Source organism: Changchengzhania lutea, from assembly GCF_006974145.1.
Classification (GTDB): Bacteria; Bacteroidota; Bacteroidia; order Flavobacteriales; family Flavobacteriaceae; genus Changchengzhania; species Changchengzhania lutea.
In genome coordinates, this window is record NZ_CP039456.1 from 2,712,738 (window position 1) to 2,734,135 (window position 21,398).

19 protein-coding genes are annotated in these 21,398 nt (G+C 35.0%); 8 read left to right on the top strand and 11 right to left on the bottom strand.

Annotated elements, in window-relative coordinates:
* Window positions 1–76 precede the first annotated feature (76 nt).
* Window positions 77–253, top strand: a complete 177-nt coding sequence (locus FAF07_RS12250; RefSeq protein ID WP_142785374.1) for a HAMP domain-containing histidine kinase — start codon at window positions 77–79, stop codon at window positions 251–253.
* A gap of 116 nt (window positions 254–369) precedes the next feature.
* Window positions 370–1,542 (top strand): sensor histidine kinase, encoded by a 1,173-nt coding sequence (locus FAF07_RS12255; RefSeq protein WP_246067696.1) that lies wholly within the window; start codon window positions 370–372, stop codon window positions 1,540–1,542.
* Window positions 1,543–1,576: 34 nt separating this feature from the next.
* Here FAF07_RS12255 and accD read toward each other — a convergent pair whose 3' ends face one another.
* The 3 genes from accD to tamL form a co-directional block, all read right to left on the bottom strand.
* Entirely contained in the window at window positions 1,577–2,434 is an 858-nt protein-coding gene (gene accD / locus FAF07_RS12260) for an acetyl-CoA carboxylase, carboxyltransferase subunit beta (protein ID WP_142785375.1), read from the bottom strand.
* A gap of 453 nt (window positions 2,435–2,887) precedes the next feature.
* Window positions 2,888–3,955, bottom strand: a complete 1,068-nt coding sequence (gene fbaA / locus FAF07_RS12265) for a class II fructose-bisphosphate aldolase (RefSeq protein ID WP_142785376.1) — start codon at window positions 3,953–3,955, stop codon at window positions 2,888–2,890.
* 131 nt (window positions 3,956–4,086) lie between these two features.
* The gene (gene tamL / locus FAF07_RS12270; RefSeq protein WP_142785377.1) at window positions 4,087–6,618 is read right to left on the bottom strand and encodes a translocation and assembly module lipoprotein TamL; all 2,532 of its coding nucleotides are present in this window, start codon (window positions 6,616–6,618) and stop codon (window positions 4,087–4,089) included.
* Window positions 6,619–6,813: 195 nt separating this feature from the next.
* On the opposite strand from tamL, the gene FAF07_RS12275 reads away from it, so the two are divergent.
* Window positions 6,814–7,533 carry a TrmH family RNA methyltransferase gene (locus FAF07_RS12275; protein ID WP_142785378.1) on the top strand — a complete coding sequence of 240 codons (720 nt, stop codon included), beginning with the start codon at window positions 6,814–6,816 and terminating at the stop codon, window positions 7,531–7,533.
* Between the two features lie 139 nt (window positions 7,534–7,672).
* Here FAF07_RS12275 and porT read toward each other — a convergent pair whose 3' ends face one another.
* Window positions 7,673–8,401, bottom strand: a complete 729-nt coding sequence (gene porT / locus FAF07_RS12280; protein ID WP_142785379.1) for a type IX secretion/gliding motility protein PorT/SprT — start codon at window positions 8,399–8,401, stop codon at window positions 7,673–7,675.
* 1 nt (window position 8,402) lies between these two features.
* On the bottom strand, window positions 8,403–9,131 hold the full coding sequence (gene ubiE / locus FAF07_RS12285; RefSeq protein WP_142785380.1) for a bifunctional demethylmenaquinone methyltransferase/2-methoxy-6-polyprenyl-1,4-benzoquinol methylase UbiE: 729 nt from the start codon (window positions 9,129–9,131) through the stop codon (window positions 8,403–8,405).
* Between the two features lie 295 nt (window positions 9,132–9,426).
* Here ubiE and trkA point away from each other — a divergent pair, with 295 nt between their 5' ends.
* From trkA to FAF07_RS12300, 3 genes are all read left to right on the top strand, one after another.
* Window positions 9,427–10,776: a Trk system potassium transporter TrkA gene (trkA, locus tag FAF07_RS12290; protein ID WP_142785381.1), complete on the top strand. Its 1,350-nt coding sequence runs from the start codon at window positions 9,427–9,429 to the stop codon at window positions 10,774–10,776.
* A gap of 63 nt (window positions 10,777–10,839) precedes the next feature.
* On the top strand, window positions 10,840–12,333 hold the full coding sequence (locus FAF07_RS12295; protein WP_142785382.1) for a TrkH family potassium uptake protein: 1,494 nt from the start codon (window positions 10,840–10,842) through the stop codon (window positions 12,331–12,333).
* A 150-nt stretch (window positions 12,334–12,483) separates the two neighbouring features.
* Window positions 12,484–12,741, top strand: coding sequence for a hypothetical protein (locus FAF07_RS12300; RefSeq protein WP_142785383.1), 258 nt, complete (start codon window positions 12,484–12,486; stop codon window positions 12,739–12,741).
* A 72-nt stretch (window positions 12,742–12,813) separates the two neighbouring features.
* Here FAF07_RS12300 and FAF07_RS12305 read toward each other — a convergent pair whose 3' ends face one another.
* Window positions 12,814–13,998: a pyridoxal phosphate-dependent aminotransferase gene (locus tag FAF07_RS12305; protein WP_142785384.1), complete on the bottom strand. Its 1,185-nt coding sequence runs from the start codon at window positions 13,996–13,998 to the stop codon at window positions 12,814–12,816.
* A 16-nt stretch (window positions 13,999–14,014) separates the two neighbouring features.
* Window positions 14,015–15,115, bottom strand: a complete 1,101-nt coding sequence (locus tag FAF07_RS12310; RefSeq protein ID WP_142785385.1) for a fatty acid desaturase family protein — start codon at window positions 15,113–15,115, stop codon at window positions 14,015–14,017.
* 140 nt (window positions 15,116–15,255) lie between these two features.
* Between FAF07_RS12310 and rsmG the strand changes: the two genes are divergently transcribed.
* Entirely contained in the window at window positions 15,256–15,885 is a 630-nt protein-coding gene (gene rsmG, locus FAF07_RS12315) for a 16S rRNA (guanine(527)-N(7))-methyltransferase RsmG (protein ID WP_142785386.1), read from the top strand.
* Window positions 15,886–15,900: 15 nt separating this feature from the next.
* Here the strand turns inward: rsmG and FAF07_RS12320 are convergent, their stop codons facing one another.
* From FAF07_RS12320 to FAF07_RS12330, 3 genes are all read right to left on the bottom strand, one after another.
* Window positions 15,901–16,860 carry a tetratricopeptide repeat protein gene (locus FAF07_RS12320; protein ID WP_142785387.1) on the bottom strand — a complete coding sequence of 320 codons (960 nt, stop codon included), beginning with the start codon at window positions 16,858–16,860 and terminating at the stop codon, window positions 15,901–15,903.
* A gap of 85 nt (window positions 16,861–16,945) precedes the next feature.
* A complete protein-coding gene (locus tag FAF07_RS12325) occupies window positions 16,946–18,196 on the bottom strand; it encodes an RNA polymerase sigma factor (protein ID WP_142785388.1) in 1,251 nt (416 codons plus the stop codon).
* Window positions 18,196–18,543: a YciI family protein gene (locus FAF07_RS12330; RefSeq protein ID WP_142785389.1), complete on the bottom strand. Its 348-nt coding sequence runs from the start codon at window positions 18,541–18,543 to the stop codon at window positions 18,196–18,198. The genes FAF07_RS12325 and FAF07_RS12330 overlap by 1 nt, the downstream gene beginning before the upstream one ends.
* Window positions 18,544–18,679: 136 nt before the next feature.
* Here FAF07_RS12330 and FAF07_RS12335 point away from each other — a divergent pair, with 136 nt between their 5' ends.
* Window positions 18,680–19,366 carry a GNAT family N-acetyltransferase gene (locus FAF07_RS12335; protein WP_142785390.1) on the top strand — a complete coding sequence of 229 codons (687 nt, stop codon included), beginning with the start codon at window positions 18,680–18,682 and terminating at the stop codon, window positions 19,364–19,366.
* A gap of 297 nt (window positions 19,367–19,663) precedes the next feature.
* Here the strand turns inward: FAF07_RS12335 and pruA are convergent, their stop codons facing one another.
* Entirely contained in the window at window positions 19,664–21,289 is a 1,626-nt protein-coding gene (gene pruA, locus FAF07_RS12340; protein ID WP_142785391.1) for an L-glutamate gamma-semialdehyde dehydrogenase, read from the bottom strand.
* Between the last annotated feature and the right edge of the window lie 109 nt (window positions 21,290–21,398).

Genomic DNA, 21,398 nt, shown 5'->3' on the forward strand with positions numbered 1-21,398 from the left:
ATGACTATGTGGTATTTCATATCGAAGGTAATGGAATGGGTATCGATTTGGAAAACATGGCGACAAGTTGTTTCAGATGTATAAAACATTCCACAGAAATAAAGATGCTTTAGGCATAGGGCTTTTTATTACCCGAAATCATATTGAACCGTTTGGAGGTAAAATCAAAGTAAAAAGCGAATTTGATGTCGGAACTACATTTTCTGTTTATTTTAGAAAGCCAACCACATTTATTTTAGAAGAAACGTTTTAGTGCTTCTATGGTCTTAGGTCTACATGAAATCAAGTACGGCATTTATTGGATAGTGTCACATATGAGTTGATTTTATAATTTGGGTTTATATCGTTGTGTAGGACATTTTTTTTCGAATGAGTACTTATTTTGTGTTTATGAGCAAGTCTAAAGTGCATTTCGTCGATACTTTTGCTTACATGAATACGCTATACTCTCAAGTAGAAGATGCTACTACATACGATTTTCTAGACACTATTTTTAACAATACGCACAGCGGAATTGCTATAATTAATCTAGACGGGCAATGGTTAAAAGTAAACGATACCGTTTGCGATTTATTAGGTTATACCCGGAACGAACTCTTTAATATGAATTTTCAGGATATTGTTTATCGTGAAGATTTGGGTGTTTCACATAAGCAATTAGATCAACTGATTGCTGGTAAAATAAAAAAGTACCAGGTCGAGAAACGATATTTCCATAAAGATGGTTCTATTATTTGGGTCCTTCTGTCTGTATCGCTAGTTCGAGACCGATATGGAGAACCATCACATGTTATTTGGCAACTAAGTGATATTACCGAACGCAAAAATCAAGAGGAAAAATTAAAGGTCATGCTCAATGTTGCCAGAGAGCAAAATGAAAGATTAACAGCCTTTGCCGATATTATTACCCATAATCTTCGGTCACATTCTGGAAATTTAATAACACTAACGGGTTTTTTAGAAGAAGATTATTCTTGGTTGAAAGAGAATGAAAGTTTTGGCTTGTTGCAAAAAGCTATCGAAAATTTAGAAGACACAATAAGTCACCTGACCGAAGTAGCGAAAATTAAGCAAATCGAGCATACTAAAATTGAAGCTTTAAATTTAAGTGAATTTGTAGAAAAGGCCATTTATAATATTACTGCCGTAGCTAGAAATGCTAATGCGACTATTATAAATAATGTTGATCCTAAGATGTTCGTGAAAGGGATTCCCGCATATTTAGATAGTATTGTGCTAAATTTTTTAACCAACGCTATAAAATATAGATCGGATAAACGACGCCCTCAAATTAAATTGTCAAGCAATATTCAAAATGATTATGTTATTTTTAATGTGGCTGATAACGGTTTAGGTATTGATATGCACAAATACGGTGATAAACTGTTCCAAATGTATAAGACCTTTCACTGTAATGAAGATGCCAGGGGCATTGGTTTATTTATAACGAAAAATCACATTGAGTCCTTAGGCGGAAAAGTGATTGTGACCAGTGAAGTGGATCAAGGTACCGAGTTTTCAATTTATTTAAAAAGAACATAATAAATAAAAGAGCGGCTGTAAGGGAGTCGCTTTTTTACGCCCTTAATGGCTGATTCAATATTAAATCTATATATTGATTGACCTTATTCTTTAGCTCTTGGCGTTGGGTTATAAAATCCAGAAATCCGTGTTCTAATAGAAATTCAGAAGTTTGAAAACCTTCAGGCAATTCTTTTCCTGTGGTATCTCTTACTATTCGTGGACCAGCAAAACCAATTAGAGCACCAGGTTCACTAATATTAATATCACCAAGCATGGCAAAGGATGCCGTCGTACCACCAGTAGTAGGGTCAGTACATAAAGAGATATAAGGAATTCCAGCTTCTGCTAACTGTGCTAACTTTACTGATGTTTTTGCTAACTGCATTAATGATAATGCTGCCTCCATCATACGCGCACCGCCAGATTTCGAAATAATCATTAAAGGCATATTATTTTTTAATGAGTAATCTGCTGCTCGTGCAATTTTTTCGCCAACAACACTACCCATAGAGCCACCGATAAAAGCAAAATCCATACAGGCAACCACTAAGTCATTACCTTTAGATTTTCCAACAGCACAACGCACGGCATCTTTCAATTTGGTTTTGTTTTGAGCTGCCTTTAAACGTTCTGGATACTTTTTAGTATCCTCAAACTTTAGTGGATCCTTGGATTCTAGATTGGCATCCAGTTCTTTGAACTTATTGTCATCAAAAAGAATTTCAAAATATTCTTTGCTACCTATACGAACGTGATATCCATCTTCTGGACTAACATAAAAATTCTTCTCCAATTCACTAGTGTCAACAATTTTACCTGTTGGAGACTTGTACCAAAGTCCTTTTGGAGTGTCTTTTTTTTCTTCAGTAGAAGTATGTATTCCTTTATCTTTTCTTTTAAACCAAGACATATTATTTTCAATTTTTGTTTATCAAACATTATACATTAAATACAATGTCGTCTGTTTTAACTTAAGAGTTACTTCTAATATTATCAAGGATAAATAGGAAATGGTGAGTACTTCATATTTAATCTATTCATTAGAGCTATACCTTTAAATTTGTACCAAGTTTTTAGAATAGTAGTTCTAAAAGTGTTACTACAAAATTAAACCTTTATTTTAATTTTGTAGTAACGGTCATCAAATTTTATTAATGTAATTACTTTTTTAAGACTATAATGTTGACAATGAGTCTTTAATTAATCTAAATTAATTCCCCGACGGCTCTGCCTCTGGGTTTCCGCTTTACCTCTCCGAAGGAGAGGTCGGAACTGCCAAAAAGCAGTTCCGGGTGAGGTAAAATAAAAAAGATTCTACGCTATGCAGAATCTTTCTTACAACTAAATTATCAATACTTTTATATTACAACGTATTTACGTTATTTAGATCTTCAAATGCTTTTTTCAAGCGTTCTACAAAGGTCTTCTCACCTTCGCGCAACCAAACTCTAGGGTCGTAATACTTCTTATTAGGAGAATCGTCACCATCAGGACTACCAATTTGCGATTTTAAGTAGGCTTCTTTTGCACCCATATAATCACGAATACCACTCATAAATGCATATTGCAGGTCTGTGTCAATATTCATTTTTATAACTCCGTAACTAATACCTTCTCTTATTTCTTCGACTGTAGAGCCTGAGCCACCGTGAAAAACAAAATCAATATGGTTGTGCTCTACATTGTATTTTTTAGAAATATAGTCTTGAGAATTTTTTAAGATTTTTGGCGTCAATTTTACATTTCCAGGCTTGTAAACCCCATGCACATTTCCGAAGGCAGCCGCAATAGTAAATTGATCACTTACTTTACTTAGTTCTTCATAAGCATAAGCCACTTCTTCTGGTTGGGTATATAATTTAGAATCGTCTACATCTGTATTATCAACACCATCTTCTTCACCGCCAGTAATCCCTAATTCAATTTCCAGAGTCATACCCATTTTGCTCATGCGCTCTAAATAGGTTTTGCAAATGGCAATATTTTCTTCAAGAGGTTCTTCAGACAAATCTATCATGTGTGAACTAAATAAAGATTTTCCAGTGTCTTTATAATGCGTTTCACTGGCATCTAATAAACCATCAATCCAAGGTAATAACTTTTTAGCACAGTGGTCTGTATGTAAAATTACGGGAACACCATAAGCTTCAGCTAAGGTATGCACATGCTTGGCGCCAGCAATAGCACCTGCAATAGCTGCCTTCTGTCCATCATTACTTAAACCTTTACCGGCATTAAATTGCGCGCCACCATTAGAAAATTGAATAATAACGGGTGCATTTAAAGCTGCAGCGGTTTCTAAAACACCATTAATAGTGTCTGAACCTATAACATTAACTGCGGGTAATGCAAATCCTTTTTCTTTAGCATAATTAAAAATAGCTTGAACCTCTTTGCCTGTGGCTACTCCTGGTTTTATATTGTGTCCCATATTGTATTGAATTGATTAAATTATATTGTGAATCAAAAGTAATCATTTTTTGAGTAAATTATTTAAGATTTCACTTTGGAAATGTTTAAATCGCACTAAAACGTTATAGTAATTACCAGAAACATAGGGTCTTAAAAAGGGTAGTTGATACCAATATTATAAACAGCATTGCCGAAATTATAATCATTAAACCATCTGTTTTCATCCTGATAAGAGGGATCGTAGGTTTTAAAGCCAACATCAAATCGGAAAACAAAGAAGCCAAAATCGTAACGAAGTCCAAACCCAGAACCAATAGCAATATCTTTTAGTGATCCGAAATCGGAAAATCTGGCATTGTCATTTTCAACATCGTCTAAAACATTCCAAATGTTACCGGCATCAATAAAAAGCGCCCCATTTAAATCTGCAAAAATATTGAAACGTTGTTCTACACTTAAAGCTAACTTCAAATTGGCCTCATTAAATTCATTTAGGGTTTCTGAGCTTCCAGGACCTAAATTGTAGGCGCTCCACGCACGATTGTCATTGGGGCCACCAGCAAAAAAACTTTTAGAAAAAGGAATGTTTGTTGAATTTTCATAAGGAATCGCAATGCCTAGAAAGCTTCGCATGGCGAGGATGTTTTTTTTGCCTAAATCAAAATGTTTTATATAATCCAGCTCTGTTTTTACATACTGCGAATAGGCCACATTGAATAATTCATACCTGCCATCTTGGTCTTTTTCAAGACCTAAAAGGCTGGATGTTGTGGCTAATAAATTACCAGCTAATTCTAATTTTACACGAAAAATTGAAAAATCATCATCAAAAAGATTGGTGCGTTCATCATTTATTAAACTGAAACTAGAAGAGAGAATTAAGTTGTTCTCCGTTAATCGCTGTTTGCGCTCATCAATGGTATTTACAACAATTAGTTGATCATCGTTAACTTCAGCAGGCCTAGGATTGTTCAAAACATATTGTAAAAACTCACTGGTTTCATTTGGAATTAATAAATCTGTATCCTCATTAATGTAATTTACATCTTTGGCTACCTGATTAAGAATATTATATGAGCTTTCATATATTCTGAAATAATTTTCAATATTAAGATTTCGAACATATTGAATATTAAACAAATCCAATCGGTTAGTGATTTTTTTATTTGGGAACCAATTGTAATTAAAGGTACCCGTGAAGGTTTGTTTGTCCAATCCAATATTGGTCTGACTGGTGGCTGCAAGACCAATTCTAGTACTTGGAGACATATATTTTGGGATGATCTTTTCCGTATTTACAGGCGAAAATAATCTTGGGATAGTTAATTTTAAATCTAAACCAACTTCATTAATATCAAAAAACGGGTCATTCTCATTGTTTTTGTCTTTTGAAGACCCTATAGAGCCAATGGCGGAAATCTGAAACGTTTCAGCACCCCTAAAAACATTTCTAATTTGTAAACTCGGATTTAATGCAAATCCAACCCGCTGAATATTACTTTGAGACGCTTCGGCACTAAAGCCTAAACTAAATTTCTTTAAAGGCGTAAGCCTGATCGTATCTGTAAGCGTATAATCTGAATTTTCATAATAATCGATATTTGGGTATTTAAAGGTGCGTAAGTCGTTAATATACCTGTATGTCCGTGTTCTATCAATGTCCCTAAATATACGCCCGGGTGTTATGAAAACGGCATCAGTAAGTGCCTTTGGGCGATACCGCATTTTGTTGTAGCTCAATAACTTATAATTGTCATAAATTATAGAATCTTGAAATGGCTTACCTCTATTTTCAAAGGTGTAATCTGTAATAATATTAACATCTTTAATCGTGTAAATTTGGAATGGCTCACGACGAATAGAATCGGGAGTTCGTATGGCTCTATCTTGAATTTGTAACGCAACATCTACTTTTTTATCATTTCCAATAGTGTCCATCTCAAAACTGACATATTCCTGATTAAAATGAAATAGACCAGAATTACGTAATTCTGTAGAAATACGGTCGCGTTCATTATTAAAAATGGCTGTTCTGTATTGGTCACCTGACTGGATAAGGGATGATTTTTTTATTTTCCCATACAAGGAATCTATAACAGGTGATGTAATACGCTCAGAAATAGAATCTATTTTAAAAGGCACGCCAGTTTCAACCTTATAGGTGATAGTCGCTCTTTTATTGTCTTTTTTGTTTATTTCATAGTTTGTATCAACATCAAACCAACCATTGTTAATGTGATATGCGTTTAGCCTGCTCACCGATCTTTTGGTTTTTTCTTCACTAACAATAACAGGGGCTTCACCTGTGTTTTTAAGCCACTGATTAAAACCAACGCGTGATGCTATGTATTTATCAAGTTGTTTTTTAGAAAGAAAATTTTCCAGCCAATTGTTTTTCTTCTCCTCACTATATAAATTTGCTTTTAATAAAGAATCTAGATTGGGTCGTGCCAAGTTGTAAATATGCAATCTTAAAGGCGTGCCTAAAAGTGGGATTTTGCTATTGGGTTTCTGATAAAGAAGATTGTTTATGAATTCAGATTTATCTTTATCACCATTTATTATAACCGTGTTTTCGATAAGTAAGTGTTCATCATCAGCAATTCTTTTAACTGAATTACACGCCGTAAAAAAGCTTATAAGTGAAATGAAAAATATTATTTTTAAGGGCTCTTTTTTCAAATGGACTTGCAATTAATTCAGATTATTGTTCATAATATAAACTTCCTAAAATATTGATTTTTTAAGTGTTGATAGTGGTTTCAAAAATACATTATTTACTTCGAAAAAAAGATATAAATAATTTATGTGTGACGCAACCTTACCATATTTTTTTATTTTCTTTATAAAATAAAATGGGACTTCAATAAAAACGATATGTTATCTAAAAGCCAGATCAAATTAATAACGAGTTTAAAGCAAAAAAAATATAGATTGCAACATGGGTTGTTTGTGGCTGAAGGCTTTAAAACTATCAAAGAATTATTACAGTCACACTTTATTTTACATGGCTTATATACCACCGAAACCTTCAATATTGATGCCAAAGAAGCATTTTTAATTTCTGAAGCAGATTTAAAGCGCATAAGTTTTTTAAGCACACCCAATATGGCATTGGCGGTTTTTAAGATTCCGGAACCAAAACCTATTGACGAAAGCAAGCTTATTGTTGCCTTAGATGCTGTAAGGGACCCGGGAAATTTAGGAACGATAATTAGGCTTTGCGACTGGTTTGGGATATCCGACTTGGTATGCAGTAGAGAGACGGTGGATTGTTTTAACCCAAAGGTTATTCAGGCAACCATGGGGTCTATAACACGTGTGAATATTAATTATGTGGATTTAGAAATATTTTTAAAGGAAACAGATATGCCATCTTACGGTGCTTTTATGGAAGGCGAAGTGGTCTACAATAAAGTGTTAGGAGATCGAGGGGTTTTGGTTATGGGGAATGAGGCCAACGGTATTTCCAAAGCAATTGAAACTCTTATTCAAGAAAAAATTTCGATTCCAAGATTTGGCAAAACAAAGGCTACGGAGAGCTTGAATGTGGCCACTGCAACCGCAATTTTGTTAAGTGAGTTTAAAAGAAGATGAAAAAGTTTACAGTATTCAGTCTCACTTAGCAGTTATTCTAAATGGGTTATTATAAAAAATCGTTTCAGATAACATTTTGTAACGAAAGGATTGATGATACTGTACACTGTACACTGTAGACTGAGCACTGAGCACTGAACTACTGAAACGTAAAATTAAGAAAAACACCTCTGCTTTTCATACTATTAATATTACTGGTCCAGGGACTATTAGGGTCTTTGTCCCTCACAAGCTCGTCATTAATTGCAAAAAGTCCACGAATAGATGGTGTAAATTTAAAGTTATATAAATAAAAATCGATACCAAAACCTAGTTCGTAGAACAACATATTGGACTTCGTTCTAAATTGACCATTACTATTATCGTTAGGATTGTCTTCATTACTGGATAAATTCAACGCTGTTGAAATACCAACAACAATAAAAGGCTTGAAGTTGTTAATCCGTTTAGCAGAGAACTTAACTAGTAAGGGGATGTGAATATATGTGGATTTTACTTCTCGAGTTAGGTCGCTATCATCAAAAGCCATTCCCTGAAAATAAGTATTGCTAAAATTTAGTTCTCTAGTGGTTATAAACAAACCAGGTTCCAGCCTTAAATCAAGAAAATTGTTAATGCGTAAATTTCCAATTAATCCTACATTAAAACCAGGACTACGTTTTACGTATACATCGCGTAAGGTATTGTTATAATCAAAATTAAAATCATAGCTGTTTACGCCTAAAAAATAACCCCATCGCAGCAAATTATTGTCTGTCGAGCCTCTGCCTTGATTGGCGTCATAGATTACTTTTTCTCTTTTAAATAATTGAGCATCGCAGGTTTGAGAGATGAAAATAGCTAGTATTAGGGCAATAACGTACTTCATGTTATGGTTTAGATGATGTATAAATAGTCGCAACCCCGAAAGTTTGCGGGAAATCTTTAACATTTATAAACCCATTTTCCCTTAAAATATTGTTCAATGCTTCACCATAAGGAAAAACGGAAGCAGATTCACTTAAATAACTGTAAGCACTTCTGTCTTTTGAAAATAATCTTCCTATGACCGGTAAAATATGTTTAGTGTAAAATGTGTAGCCTTGCTTGTAGAGCGGCTTGTTGGGAACAGAGGTTTCTAAAATCACGAAAATGCCATTGGGTTTTAAAACGCGTAGTATCTCTTTTAAGCCATTGTTTAAAGTTTCAAAATTACGAACCCCGAAGGCTACTGTAATGGCATCAAAACTATTATCTTTAAAAGGCATATTCTCAGAATCCCCTAAAATCATTTCAATTTTAGATTCTAATCCCTTCTTGTTAATTTTTTCTTTTCCAATAGCCAACATCCCACTACTAATATCTAAACCAACAATTTTTTTAGCATTGGTTTCGGCTAAATTAATGGCCAAATCACCTGTTCCAGTGGCAATATCTAAAATAGTCTCTGGGTTTTTAGCTTTAACAAGTTTGACTACTTTTTTTCGCCACTTAATATCAATGCCAAAAGAGATCACCCGGTTCAATCCGTCATAGTCTCCAGAAATGGCATCAAACATTTTAGTAACCTGCGCTTTCTTTCCTAAAGTACTGTCTTTGTAAGGCTTTATTTTTGACAAATCTGTAATTTTTTGACAAATATAAACTTTTAAAAAAGCATGGCGCCATAGGATAACAAATTATTATATTGGATTAATGTCTTATTATATTGGATTAATGTCATGTGTCAAAATTTATTTTATAGTATATTTGTGCTACTTTTTATGCTGAATATCAATTATGCCGCGCATTAATATATTTTATTTAAAGATTTATTTAAATGAGTCTTAAATCAATTAAAACAAAAATAAAGTGGTTACAGATATTCTCAAATATTAAATTAATTTCAATGGGAAATTATAAAAATTTACACGAGTGAAAATAATTATTGCTGGAGCTGGTGAAGTTGGATTTCATTTAGCAAAATTATTGTCTTACGAGTCTCAAGAGATTACCTTAATAGACACCAATAAAGAAAGTCTTGTTTACGCAGATACCCACCTTGATATTAAAGTAATTAAAGGTGACGCGACCTCTATTGCTATCTTAAAAGAAGCTCGTGTGGAGAGCAGCGAATTATTTATAGCGGTAACGGCAAGTGAAACAACCAATATAACCATCTGCGTTTTAGCCAAACAACTGGGTTCTAAAAAAACCATAGCAAGAATTTCCAATACCGAATTTATTCATCATAAGGATGAGGTAGGCTTTACCAAATTTGGTATAGATGAACTTATTTCTCCAGAATCTTTGGCTGCTGCCGAAATTGAATTATCGCTTAAGCAATCGTCTTTTAATGAGACCTACGAATTTGAAGATGGCGCTCTTACCATGGTAGGTTTAACATTATCTCGTGCGGCATCATTTGTAGGTAAAACAGTGAAGCAAGCAGCACAAATTTTTCCAGAACTTCATTTCGTGCCAATTGCCATACAGCGATTTGGAACGCAATTCACAATAATCCCTAGAGGGGATACCAAGTTTAAACGTGGTGATAATGTGGTGTTTATTACTTCAGAAGGAGGTGGCGACGAGCTTTGTAAGCTTACCGGAAAATCTAATAGAGAAATAAAGAACGTCATGATCTTGGGCGGTAGCCAAATTGGTTATAAAACAGCTAGAGACTTGTGTGAAAAGAAGTTTAATGTAAAACTTTTAGAAGAAAACCGTGAAAAGGCTTTTGACATTGCCGATGATTTGCCAAATGTTTTAGTGATCCATAGTGACGGTAGAAATGTCGATTTACTTGAAGAAGAAAATATCAGCGATATGGATGCTTTTATTGCCGTGACAGGGAACTCAGAAACAAACATCATGTCCTGTTTGGTAGCAAAATCTAAAGGGGTTAAAAAAACGATAGCTTTGGTTGAAAATATGGACTATTTTGAACTATCACATTCTGTAGGTATCGAAACACTTATTAATAAAAAGCTATTGGCTGCTAACAATATTTTTAGATATATTAGAAAAGGAGAGGTTGTGGCCATGACCAAACTCAGCAATATGAATGCAGAGCTATTAGAGTTTGAGGTAAAGGCAACATCTGCTATCTGTAATAAATTTATTAAGGATTTAGATTTTCCAAGATCGGCCATAATAGGCGGTGTGATTAGAGCTGGTGTGGGGATTATTGCTTTAGGAAGTTTCCAAGTTCGTGAAGGAGACCGTGTAGTAGTTTGTAGCTCATTGCAGTCTATCAAAGGTGTAGAAAAACTATTTCGATAGCATTTGGGCTTTAATTTAGATACGTTTATTCAAGTGGCTTCAATACAAGTTATAATACGATAAATGAAGTTAAACTATAAAATCATTTTTCATTTTTTAGGATTACTACTGTTGTTCAACGGTGGTTTTATGCTATTGTCTTCATTGGTAAGTTTAATTTATGATGATGGCGTAACGGTACAAATATTTTCCGCTGGTATTGTGACTTTGGTACTGGGTATTATTGCTATGGTTTTTACCAAAGACCATAATAAGGAAATGAACAAACGCGAAGGTTATATTGTTGTAACTTTTGGTTGGGTTATTATGTCCTTATCTGGGACTTTACCATATTTATTCACAGAAAGCATTCCTACATTTACTAATGCTTTTTTTGAAACCATGTCAGGTTACACAACTACTGGAGCTTCCATTTTAAATGATATTGAAGCTGTTCCTAAAGGCGTATTGTTTTGGCGAAGTCTTACCCATTGGATTGGTGGGATGGGGATTATTGTTCTTGCAATTGCCATTTTACCCTTATTGGGTATTGGAGGGATGCAGCTATTTGCAGCCGAAGCTCCTGGTCCAAGTGCAGATAAATTGCATCCTAGAATTACAGATACTGCTAAACGCTTATGGCTTATTTATTTTGGCTATACCGCTGCTGAAACCTTGTTGCTTAGTGTGGCTGGTATGTCGTTTTTTGATGCGATCAATCATGCTCTATGTACATTGTCCACGGGCGGGTTTTCAACAAAAAATGCGAGTGTGGCCTATTGGAATGGTCAGCCCATTATTCAATATATCATCATCCTCTTTATGTTTTTAGCGGGTACCAATTTTGTTTTGAGTTATTTTGCTTTTAAAGGGAAAGTGCAAAAAATCATTGGTGATGAGGAGTTTAAATTATACTTTAAGTTCATCGTGATTTTTACCATTATTGCGGCATTGATTATATACTTTAGAGCAGATATAGCTGCATCTACCATTGTACACCCTATGGTTTGGGGTGAAGCCGAAAGTGCTTTTAGGCACGCTTTATTTCAGGTACTTGCCATTGTGACTACGACAGGATTTGTTACCGCAGATTATACCATGTGGACACCATTTTTAGCGGTTTTCTTTTTCGGACTCATGTTTTTAGGTGGTTCTGCGGGGAGTACCTCAGGAGGGGTGAAAGTGGTTAGGCATCTTATTCTAATAAAAAACGGTTTTTTAGAGTTTAAAAGAACGCTACATCCTAATGCTATTTTACCTGTTCGTTATAATACCAAAGCTATTTCAGGGGATATTGTTTTTAATATTCTAGGGTTCTTCACCCTATACATGTTATCCTTTATAGTGGGCGCTTTAGGGTTTTCTATGATGCAAATCGAATTCAAATCCGCTATCGGTTTAGCAGCATCAAGTCTTGGGAATGTGGGTCCTGCATTGGGTGAGTTTGGCCCAGTAAATAATTATGCTAATTTACCCTCTATCGGTAAATGGTGGTGTAGTTTTTTAATGCTTATTGGTCGTTTAGAACTCTTTACGGTTCTCATATTATTTACCCCATTTTTCTGGCGGAATAGATAAATATTATTAAATTTTATTTGGTTTGGGACTATTAGTGTTCACTGATGGTTTGAATGTTTTATCTTGATTTTTAATGGTTTACGTTACGATTGGTTGTAACATTTCAATGAGTTAGACGTCTTCTTTGTATAACCAATTAAAACTAAAATCATGGAATTACTATTAACTACTGAAGATTTAGAACCATTACCTGAACCCTGTGTTTTTGTAGATCACGTTAAGCCAGAAGGCATATTAAATTCTAGCTACAAAACTATTGTTAAAGCGAATTTTAAAAACACCTCTTCAGAATCTATATTTGGAATAAGACAACGCTTAAAAAGCGCCCAATATCAATTCACTTCAAGTATTGAAACGGTGCTAAAAGTATCACTCTTCGCGACTATCATTATGATTATATTCTCATAATGTATTTTTCAAAACTATAAAAAAGCCGCTATGACTATAACCATAGCGGCTTTTTATCTATAAGAAGTTAATTTAGCTTACTGCATCCTTAATTCGCTTTATAGCCTCAATAATTTGATCTTGTGAAGCGGCATAAGAAATTCGTATACAATCTGGATTTCCAAAAGCTTCTCCTGTTACGGTGGCTACCAGAGCCTCTTCTAATAAATATAAAGAAAAATCAGTGGCATTGTTTATGGTTTTTCCACGCAACGTTTTTCCAAAGAAATGCGTCACATTGGGAAACACATAAAATGCACCTTCTGGCGTATTGGTTTTAAAACCTTCAATATCATTTAGCAAATCTAAAATGAGATCACGACGTACTTTAAATTCGTCAATCATGTACTTCACACGACTGGGTGATGCTTTCAATGCTGTTATTACAGCGCGCTGTGCAATACAGTTGGCGCCACTTGTTATTTGACCTTGCATCTTATTGCAGGCACGAGCAATTTTCTCTGGACCGCCAATATAACCAATTCTCCAACCCGTCATTGCAAAGGCTTTTGAGACGCCATTTACAGTAATGGTTCTATCATACATGTCATCAAACTGCGCCATACTAGCATGACCACCTACGTAATTTATATGTTCATAAATTTCATCAGAAACCACATAAATATTCGGGTGTTTTACTAAAACATCTGCAAGAGCTCTTAATTCCTTTTCACTATAAATAGAGCCGCTTGGATTACATGGCGAACTAAACCAAATCATTTTCGTGTTTGGGGTAATAGCGCCTTCAAGTTGTGCCGCAGTCATTTTAAAATCGGTATCAATCGATGTTTTGACTTCTACGGGAACACCATCATTTAATTGAACAATATCTGAATAGCTCACCCAATATGGGCATGGTAAAATAACCTCATCGCCTTTGTTCAACATTACTGCAGCAATGTTCGCTAAAGCTTGTTTTGCACCGGTTGAAACTACGATTTGAGGCAAAGTATAGCTCAAATTATTGTCACGCTTAAATTTGGTAATAATGGCTTCTTTTAACTCTACATAACCATCAACAGGCGTGTATGAATTATAGTCCTCATTAATCGCTTGAATGGCGGCGTCTTTAATAAAATCTGGTGTGTTAAAATCGGGTTCGCCAAGGCTCAATCCAATGATGTCTTTGCCTTCAGTTCTTAATTCTCTTGCTTTTGCAGCCATAGCTAAGGTGGCCGAAGTAGACATGTTTAAAATTCTATCGGATAGTAAATTCATTAAAATTAAATAAGGGTTAGACTTGCAAAGCAGGTTTCATGCCCATTTCTTTTAAATGCTTGAAATGTGCAATAATAGCTTTACGTGTGGTTTTATATTCGTGGTATGGTAAGTTGAATTCCTGAGCCGTTTCCTTTACTATTTTGGATATTTTATTATAATGGACATGACTAATATGCGGAAAAATATGATGCTCTACTTGGTGATTCAAACCACCCGTAAACCAATTAACAATTTTGTTTTTAGTACCAAAGTTAACCGTAGTTTTTAGTTGATGAACCGCCCATGTATTTTTCATGGTACCGTCTTGCTCTGGTAAAGGCATTTCAGCTTCCTCCATAACATGTGCTAATTGAAACACCACACTTAAAATCAAGCCTGCCGTGTAATGCATTAAAAAGAACCCTATTAAAATTTTCCACCAAGCAATATCTAAGAAGAGCATGGGAATTAAAATCCATACGGCTAAATAAATAACTTTTGAAATTACCAATTTACTCCAATTCCAAACGGGATTTGGGAATTTTCCATAAGACAATTTACGTTTCATATAACGTTTCATTTGCTGAAAATCTGTGGTAATGGCCCAATTGATGGTCAGTAAACCATATAGTATAACAGAATAATAGTGTTGAAACCTATGGTGCCATTGCCATTCAGAATGCTCTGAGAATCGTAAAACACGTCCCGCTTCTAGATCTTCATCGTGACCATGGATATTGGTGTACGTATGATGCAGAACATTGTGTTGCACTTTCCAGTTATAAACGTTTCCTGCCAAAATATAAATGCTGCTTCCCATTAAACGGTTAATCCATTCTTTGTTGGAAAAAGACCCATGATTACCATCGTGCATCACATTCATGCCAACACCAGCCATACCAATTCCCATAACAATAGTGAGCAGTAGTTGTGCCCAACCAGGAATGTCTAAAGTTAAAATTAGGAAGTATGGCGCTAGAAATATCGAAAACATAACCACTGTTTTAACCCAAAGTTTCCAATTGCCAGTTCGTTTAATATTGTTATCCTTAAAGTAATCGTTAACACGCTTGTTTAAGGTTCTAAAAAACTTTGCAGAATCTTTTCTTGAGAATGAAAGTGTTTGTTTTGACATGCTATTAATATTAATATGATTAATAATTAAAATTTATGATCATACCTGCGGCAAAGATAGGTATAAACCATTTCAAGTAATAACGTTTTTTTGTAAAAAAATGTATTTTAAAACTATATTTTTGCACAAATTTAGAGGGTATGGAACTTATTTTAAAATATTTTAAAAATCTAACAGAGGATCAAATCTTAAAATTTGAAAATTTAGAAGCGCTCTATCAGGATTGGAACTTAAAAATTAACGTCGTTTCCAGAAAAGATATAGACGAACTTTATTTGCGTCATGTTCTTCATTCCTTGGGGATTGCTAAGGTTATTCATTTTAAATCAGGTTCCAAAATTTTGGATGTTGGTACGGGCGGCGGATTTCCGGGTATTCCATTAGCTATTCTCTTTCCTGAGTGCACATTTCATTTGGTGGATAGCATAGCGAAAAAATTAAAAGTCGTTGATGAAGTTGTTGAAGGTTTAGGTTTGACCAATGTTAAAACCACTCACAGTAGAGTTGAAGCTATTGACGGTACCTATGATTTTATTGTAAGTCGTGCCGTAGCTGCCATGCCCACATTTGTGCACTGGACGAAAGGAAAAATTGCCAAGCAACAGAAGCATGATTTAAAAAACGGCATACTGTATTTAAAAGGCGGTGATTTAACAGAAGAACTAAAAGATTATAAAACCACAAGTATTTTTAATTTAAGCGATTATTTTGAGGAAGCGTTTTATGATACCAAAAAAGTGGTGCACTTGCCGATAAAATATAGAGGGTGAAAAATTAACAACAAGTTACAGCTTGCTTAAAACTTTAAAACTTTCGTTAAAAACGTAAAATTCATTTTTATACCAATAGGTGTTGGAGTAGGGTGCAATACCATCTTTAGTAATGGCATTCGTAAGTATAATGCTTTGCGCTTTTTCAAAATTAAGCTTAGCCTTTTCAAGATCATTAACTTTTTGGAAGGTCATGGCTAACCCCAAAAGGGCATCAAAGTCTTTAGAATCAAATTTTAGAGCAGTGTTAAAATCAGAAATAGCATCATTAAATTTCCCTAAAAGTAGGTGTGAGGCGCCTCTGTAAAAGTAAGCAAACCCATTGTTTTTATTGATTCTTAAGGATTTCGTAAAATCTGATTTTGCTTTTTTGTAATATTTAATATCCATAAAAAACACACCACGATTATAATAGGCATCATCAGTGGGATCTATTAAAATCACCATCGTATAGTCTGCTAGCGCCAATTTATACTTTTTGAGCGCCCAATGTGTAAAGGCTCTCATTTTGTATGCCTCTGAGGAGTAAGGTTCAATACTAATAACGGTATTAAAATCAGAAATGGCATCGTCATAATGGCCCAAATCGTACTTGGAACAGCCTAAACTATAAATGGCATCGATAAAGTAGGGATCTAGTTCAATAGCGCTTTTATAATCTTCTTTGGCACCTTCATAATTTAGAAGGCTATATCTTGAATTTCCTCTATTAAAATACGTGTCCGGATCTGGTTTTGTAAGTATGATTTTAGAATAATCTACAATGGCTCCAGAATAATCTCCCAAGTCATTTTTTGCAAGCCCTCTGTAAAAATAAGCATCTAATTTATCTGGCTCTTGCTCAATAACTTGATCTAAAAGGCTTATTCTTTCAGATAAATCCGCAGTTTTTAAAGCCTGTCTGTATAATTTCCCTGCTTGTGCAATCCCAAGCAAAGGCATGATTATAAATAAGATAATTGTAATTCTTTTCATAAGCAGGTTATACAACAAATAATATGCCGTTTTTTATAAACTAAAGTTAGCATAAATTTTACAAAGCTAACGGTTGAAAAAGAAATTAATTTTGTTTAGTTGAAATAATACCTGCTCTTTTTTTTAGCAAGTATTCCTTTTCAAGAAGATTTACCACGGTGTTCAGAGCCAAATCAATATAATAAAGAGCTTTATCAAGATTATTTTTATTGAAGTAATAATCTGCCTTGGTTCCATAAAAGAGATAGGCACGTTGTTCAAAATCATCAGCATTAATAGCATTTAAATACGTCTTAGCCATAGCAAAATCTTGCATTTGCATACAGACCACAGCCATGGTCAATACGTGAATGGGCATAGGCTGTAATCTATTAAGGCATTGGTACCAATAGTGGATTTTATCCCAATCGGTATCCTCAAAACAGTTTGCCCGTAGGTGTTCTGCAGCAATAGCAGCCTCATAATGATAACAAGAAAAATTATTGCATTCAACGGCTTTGTGCATCATCGTATTCCCTAATTTTATCAATGGAACATACCATTGGCTTCTGTCTTGATGGCGCAAATCCAATAGTTCGTTTTCAGCATTGGTTTTAGTTTCTAAACGTGCCGCATGAAAACACATTAAGGCACACAGCGCATACACTTCTGATGTGCGCGTATGTGTGTTCTTTAAAAGCATTTGTGTTAAGCGAATGGCTTCTCCGCATAATTCTTTACGAATTAATTTTTCTTTTTTATTGGAATGAAAGCCTTCATTAAAAATAAGATATAGCACTTCCATAACACTTTCTAAACGCTCTGGAAGTGCTTTGCCTTGTGGAATCTGGAATTTTAATTTTGAACGCTGAATCGTTTTTCTTGCACGAGCCAATCGCTTTTTTATGGTGCCTTCCTTAGTAAGTAATGCCGATGAAATTTCTTTGATACTAAACCCAGAAACCGTTTTTAGAGCAAATGATATGCGGTCTCTGGGATCTAGCCTGGGATGGCACGCCGTAAAAATCATTCGCAGTTGTGCGTCTTCAATTTCGGTATCTAAAAAAAGCTCGTTTATGGCAATGGCGTCCGTTCCTTGATTGATGTTTGGTAGGTGTTTTTGCTCTGTTTTTAGTTTTCTAAAAATGTCTAAAACCCTGTTTTTTGCAGCTTGGGTCAACCACGCTTCTGGATGGTCAGGCTGTTGTTGTCGCCAACTGATGCTGGCTTTAATAAAGGTGTCCTGAACCGCATCCTCAATAATATCAAGATGTTTGAATCCGAAAATGCGAGTTAAAACCGAGACCATCTTCCCGCTATGGTAGCGAAACAGATGATCTATGGGTTTTGGTTCCATTAACGGTCGAATACCATAATTTCACGAATCTCAACGGTGCCTCCCAAATCATAGTCAGGAAAATCTTCTGCAATGGTTTGTACGGCATCAAAATCTTTGGCTTCAACTAAATAGTAACCACCTACAATTTCTTTTACTTCGGCAGATGTTAAATCGGTCACAGTTCGGTTTTTACCAACAACCCGACGTATTTGAGGAGTTAAGGCATTGCCCCCACGAAGCACTCCTGCTTTTTCCATTTTGTCTCCCCAGGCGAACCATTTGCCCATCCGGTTTTGAAGTTCTTCAGGAGAAAGTCCCAAATCGGCGTAATCTGCGCCAATAAAAATCATCATAAATTCTTTCATAAGTATATATTTTATGGTTTATATCTTTAAGACGTTTGCCGAATTATAAAAGGGGACAAGATTTTCAAATTTAATTATTTCTATTTTTATTAAAATCAATAATTTAAATTAATTTTGATAAATTTGAATAAAATGAATGAGCGATTTTGAACTCACCTTAAAAAATCCAGTTTGGTATGCTTTAGGTGAAACTCATAAAAAGTTTTCAATATCATATCATGGAGTCAAATTTTATGATCCTCAAATTTGCACTTTTGGAGCTTTTGAAGATGCCGGTAATACGGTTGAAGCATTGAATGAATACTCACAACGTGTGGATCGCTTTTTTCTGGTTTCTCAAAACAAGATTCCAAAATATGATACTAATTTTGTGGTTCTTGACCAAAAAATTGAAGGTGTTCAGATGGTTTTAGATACATTAGAAACATGCAAAATTATTGAGACTATAGTGCCTTTAACTCACGAACATATCGATGAAATTTATGATTTAGTTTGGCTAGTAATGCCGGGGTATTATCAAAAAAGAACCTTTGAAATGGGTGACTATTTTGGTGTTTTTAAAAATGGCAAACTAGTTTCTATTTCTGGGCAACGCATGCAAACTAATAGTTTTATTGAAGTTAGTGCCGTAGTGACACATCCAGATTATACTAGACTCGGACTAGCAAAACAATTGGTTGTGCACACCACAAATGAGATTTTGAAAACTGGTAAAAAAGCCATTTTGCATACTACAAAAGGGAATGCAGCAATTAAACTTTACCAGAATCTAGGGTATAAAATTACTCGGGATATGGATTGGTGGTATTTTTGTAGGAAGTGATATCTTCATTATATATTTTATTGAAAAAAATTTAGATTCATATTAATCATTTCAGTCCGTTCGATTTTAAGTTCAATCCTCGATAATTCTTTTATCTAATATTACTAACAGATAAAATCTGTATTGATATTGTTTATATCCGAAATTAAACAAAATAACGGAAAATTATTACAAAGTCAAGAGACCCAACTATAAAAAAACAAGAAAAAAGAGGCTGTTTAAAATTTTAAACAGCCTCTTTTTGTATTGGATTTCTTTGCTCGATTAAGAGATTCCTGCCTTCGCAGGAATTTGCGACTAGCCTAAAAATGGATAACGATAATCCGTAGGCGTAACAAAGGTTTCTTTAATCATTCTAGGGGACACCCAACGTAATAAGTTTTGGGCGCTTCCTGCTTTGTCGTTTGTTCCAGAAGCTCTGGCACCACCAAATGGTTGTTGACCTACTACGGCACCAGTTGGTTTGTCGTTTATATAGAAGTTTCCAGCACTGTTTTGTAAGGCTTCAGTGGCTTGGGTAATAGCATATCTATCGGTTGAAAGAATAGCTCCAGTTAAGGCATACTCACTGGTTTCATCAAGAAGTTTTAAAGTTTCCGCGTAAGCGTCATCCTCATAAACATAAATAGTCATTACAGGGCCAAATAGCTCTGTACACATGGTGGTGTATTTCGGGTTACTGGTCAAAATAACAGTAGGTTCAATAAAATATCCTTTGCTTTTATCGTAACCACCACCAGCAATTATTTCAGCATCAGCATCGGCTTTTGCGCCATCTATATATTTTGCTAACTTGTCAAAAGAACCTTCGTGTATCACTGCAGTAACGTAGTTACTCATATCATCCGGTGCACCCATTTTAAAGGATTTCACGTCTTCAATAACAAATTTTTTCACATCGTCCCATAAGCTTTTTGGAATATATGCTCGAGATGCGGCACTACATTTCTGACCTTGAAACTCAAAAGCGCCACGAACTATAGCCGTAGCCACTTGCTTTGCATTTGCCGATTTGTGAGCAATAATAAAATCTTTTCCGCCTGTTTCTCCAACTATTCTCGGGTAGGTTTTATAGTTGTGAATGTTATTTCCTATTTGTTTCCAAAGTTCTTTAAAAATATGTGTAGACCCCGTAAAATGCAATCCAGAAAAATCGGGACTTGCAAGCACCGTATTGGTAATCATAACAGGATCTCCAAAAACGACGTTAATAACGCCAGCAGGAACGCCTGCCTCTTTAAACACGTCCATAATCACTTTTGCAGAATAGATTTGACTATCACTAGGTTTCCAAACCACCACATTACCCATAAGTGCCATACATGCCGGTAAATTTCCTGCGATGGCCGTAAAGTTAAAAGGGGTCACCGCATAGGTAAAACCTTCAAGCGGCCGGTATTCAACACGGTTCCATGCATCGCTCGTACTTTCTGGCTGCTCATGATAGATATCAGTCATGAATTGCACATTAAATCTTAAAAAATCTATAAGCTCACAAGCCGCATCAATTTCAGCTTGATGAATCGTTTTGGACTGTGCAATCATGGTGGCTGCATTAATCTTATCTCTGTAAGGGCCAGCAATCAATTCAGCTGCTTTTAAAAAGATACCAGCACGTTGTTCCCATGGCATTTGCGACCAAGTTTTTCTAGCTTCTAAAGCCGTAGCAATAGCATCATCAACATGGGATTTCTCTGCTACGTGATAGGTGCCCACGATATGTTTATGATCGTGTGGTGGGGATATCGTTCTAGTGTTGCCAGTAAAAACATCTTGTCCATTGATGTACATGGGTACATCTACTTTACTTTTAAACATGCTTTTATAAGCTTTTGCTACCGCTTCACGTTCTGGTGATTTTGGTGCATAACTTTTAACAGGTTCGTTTATTGCTATTGGTACATTGAAAAATCCTTTTCCCATGGGTGTGTGTTTTTTATTAAATTATCAGAAATTGAGTTGCAAATTTACGAATTATTAAATGAATTTTCGGTTTGAACTATCTTCAAATATTTAATAGAATTTGTTTATT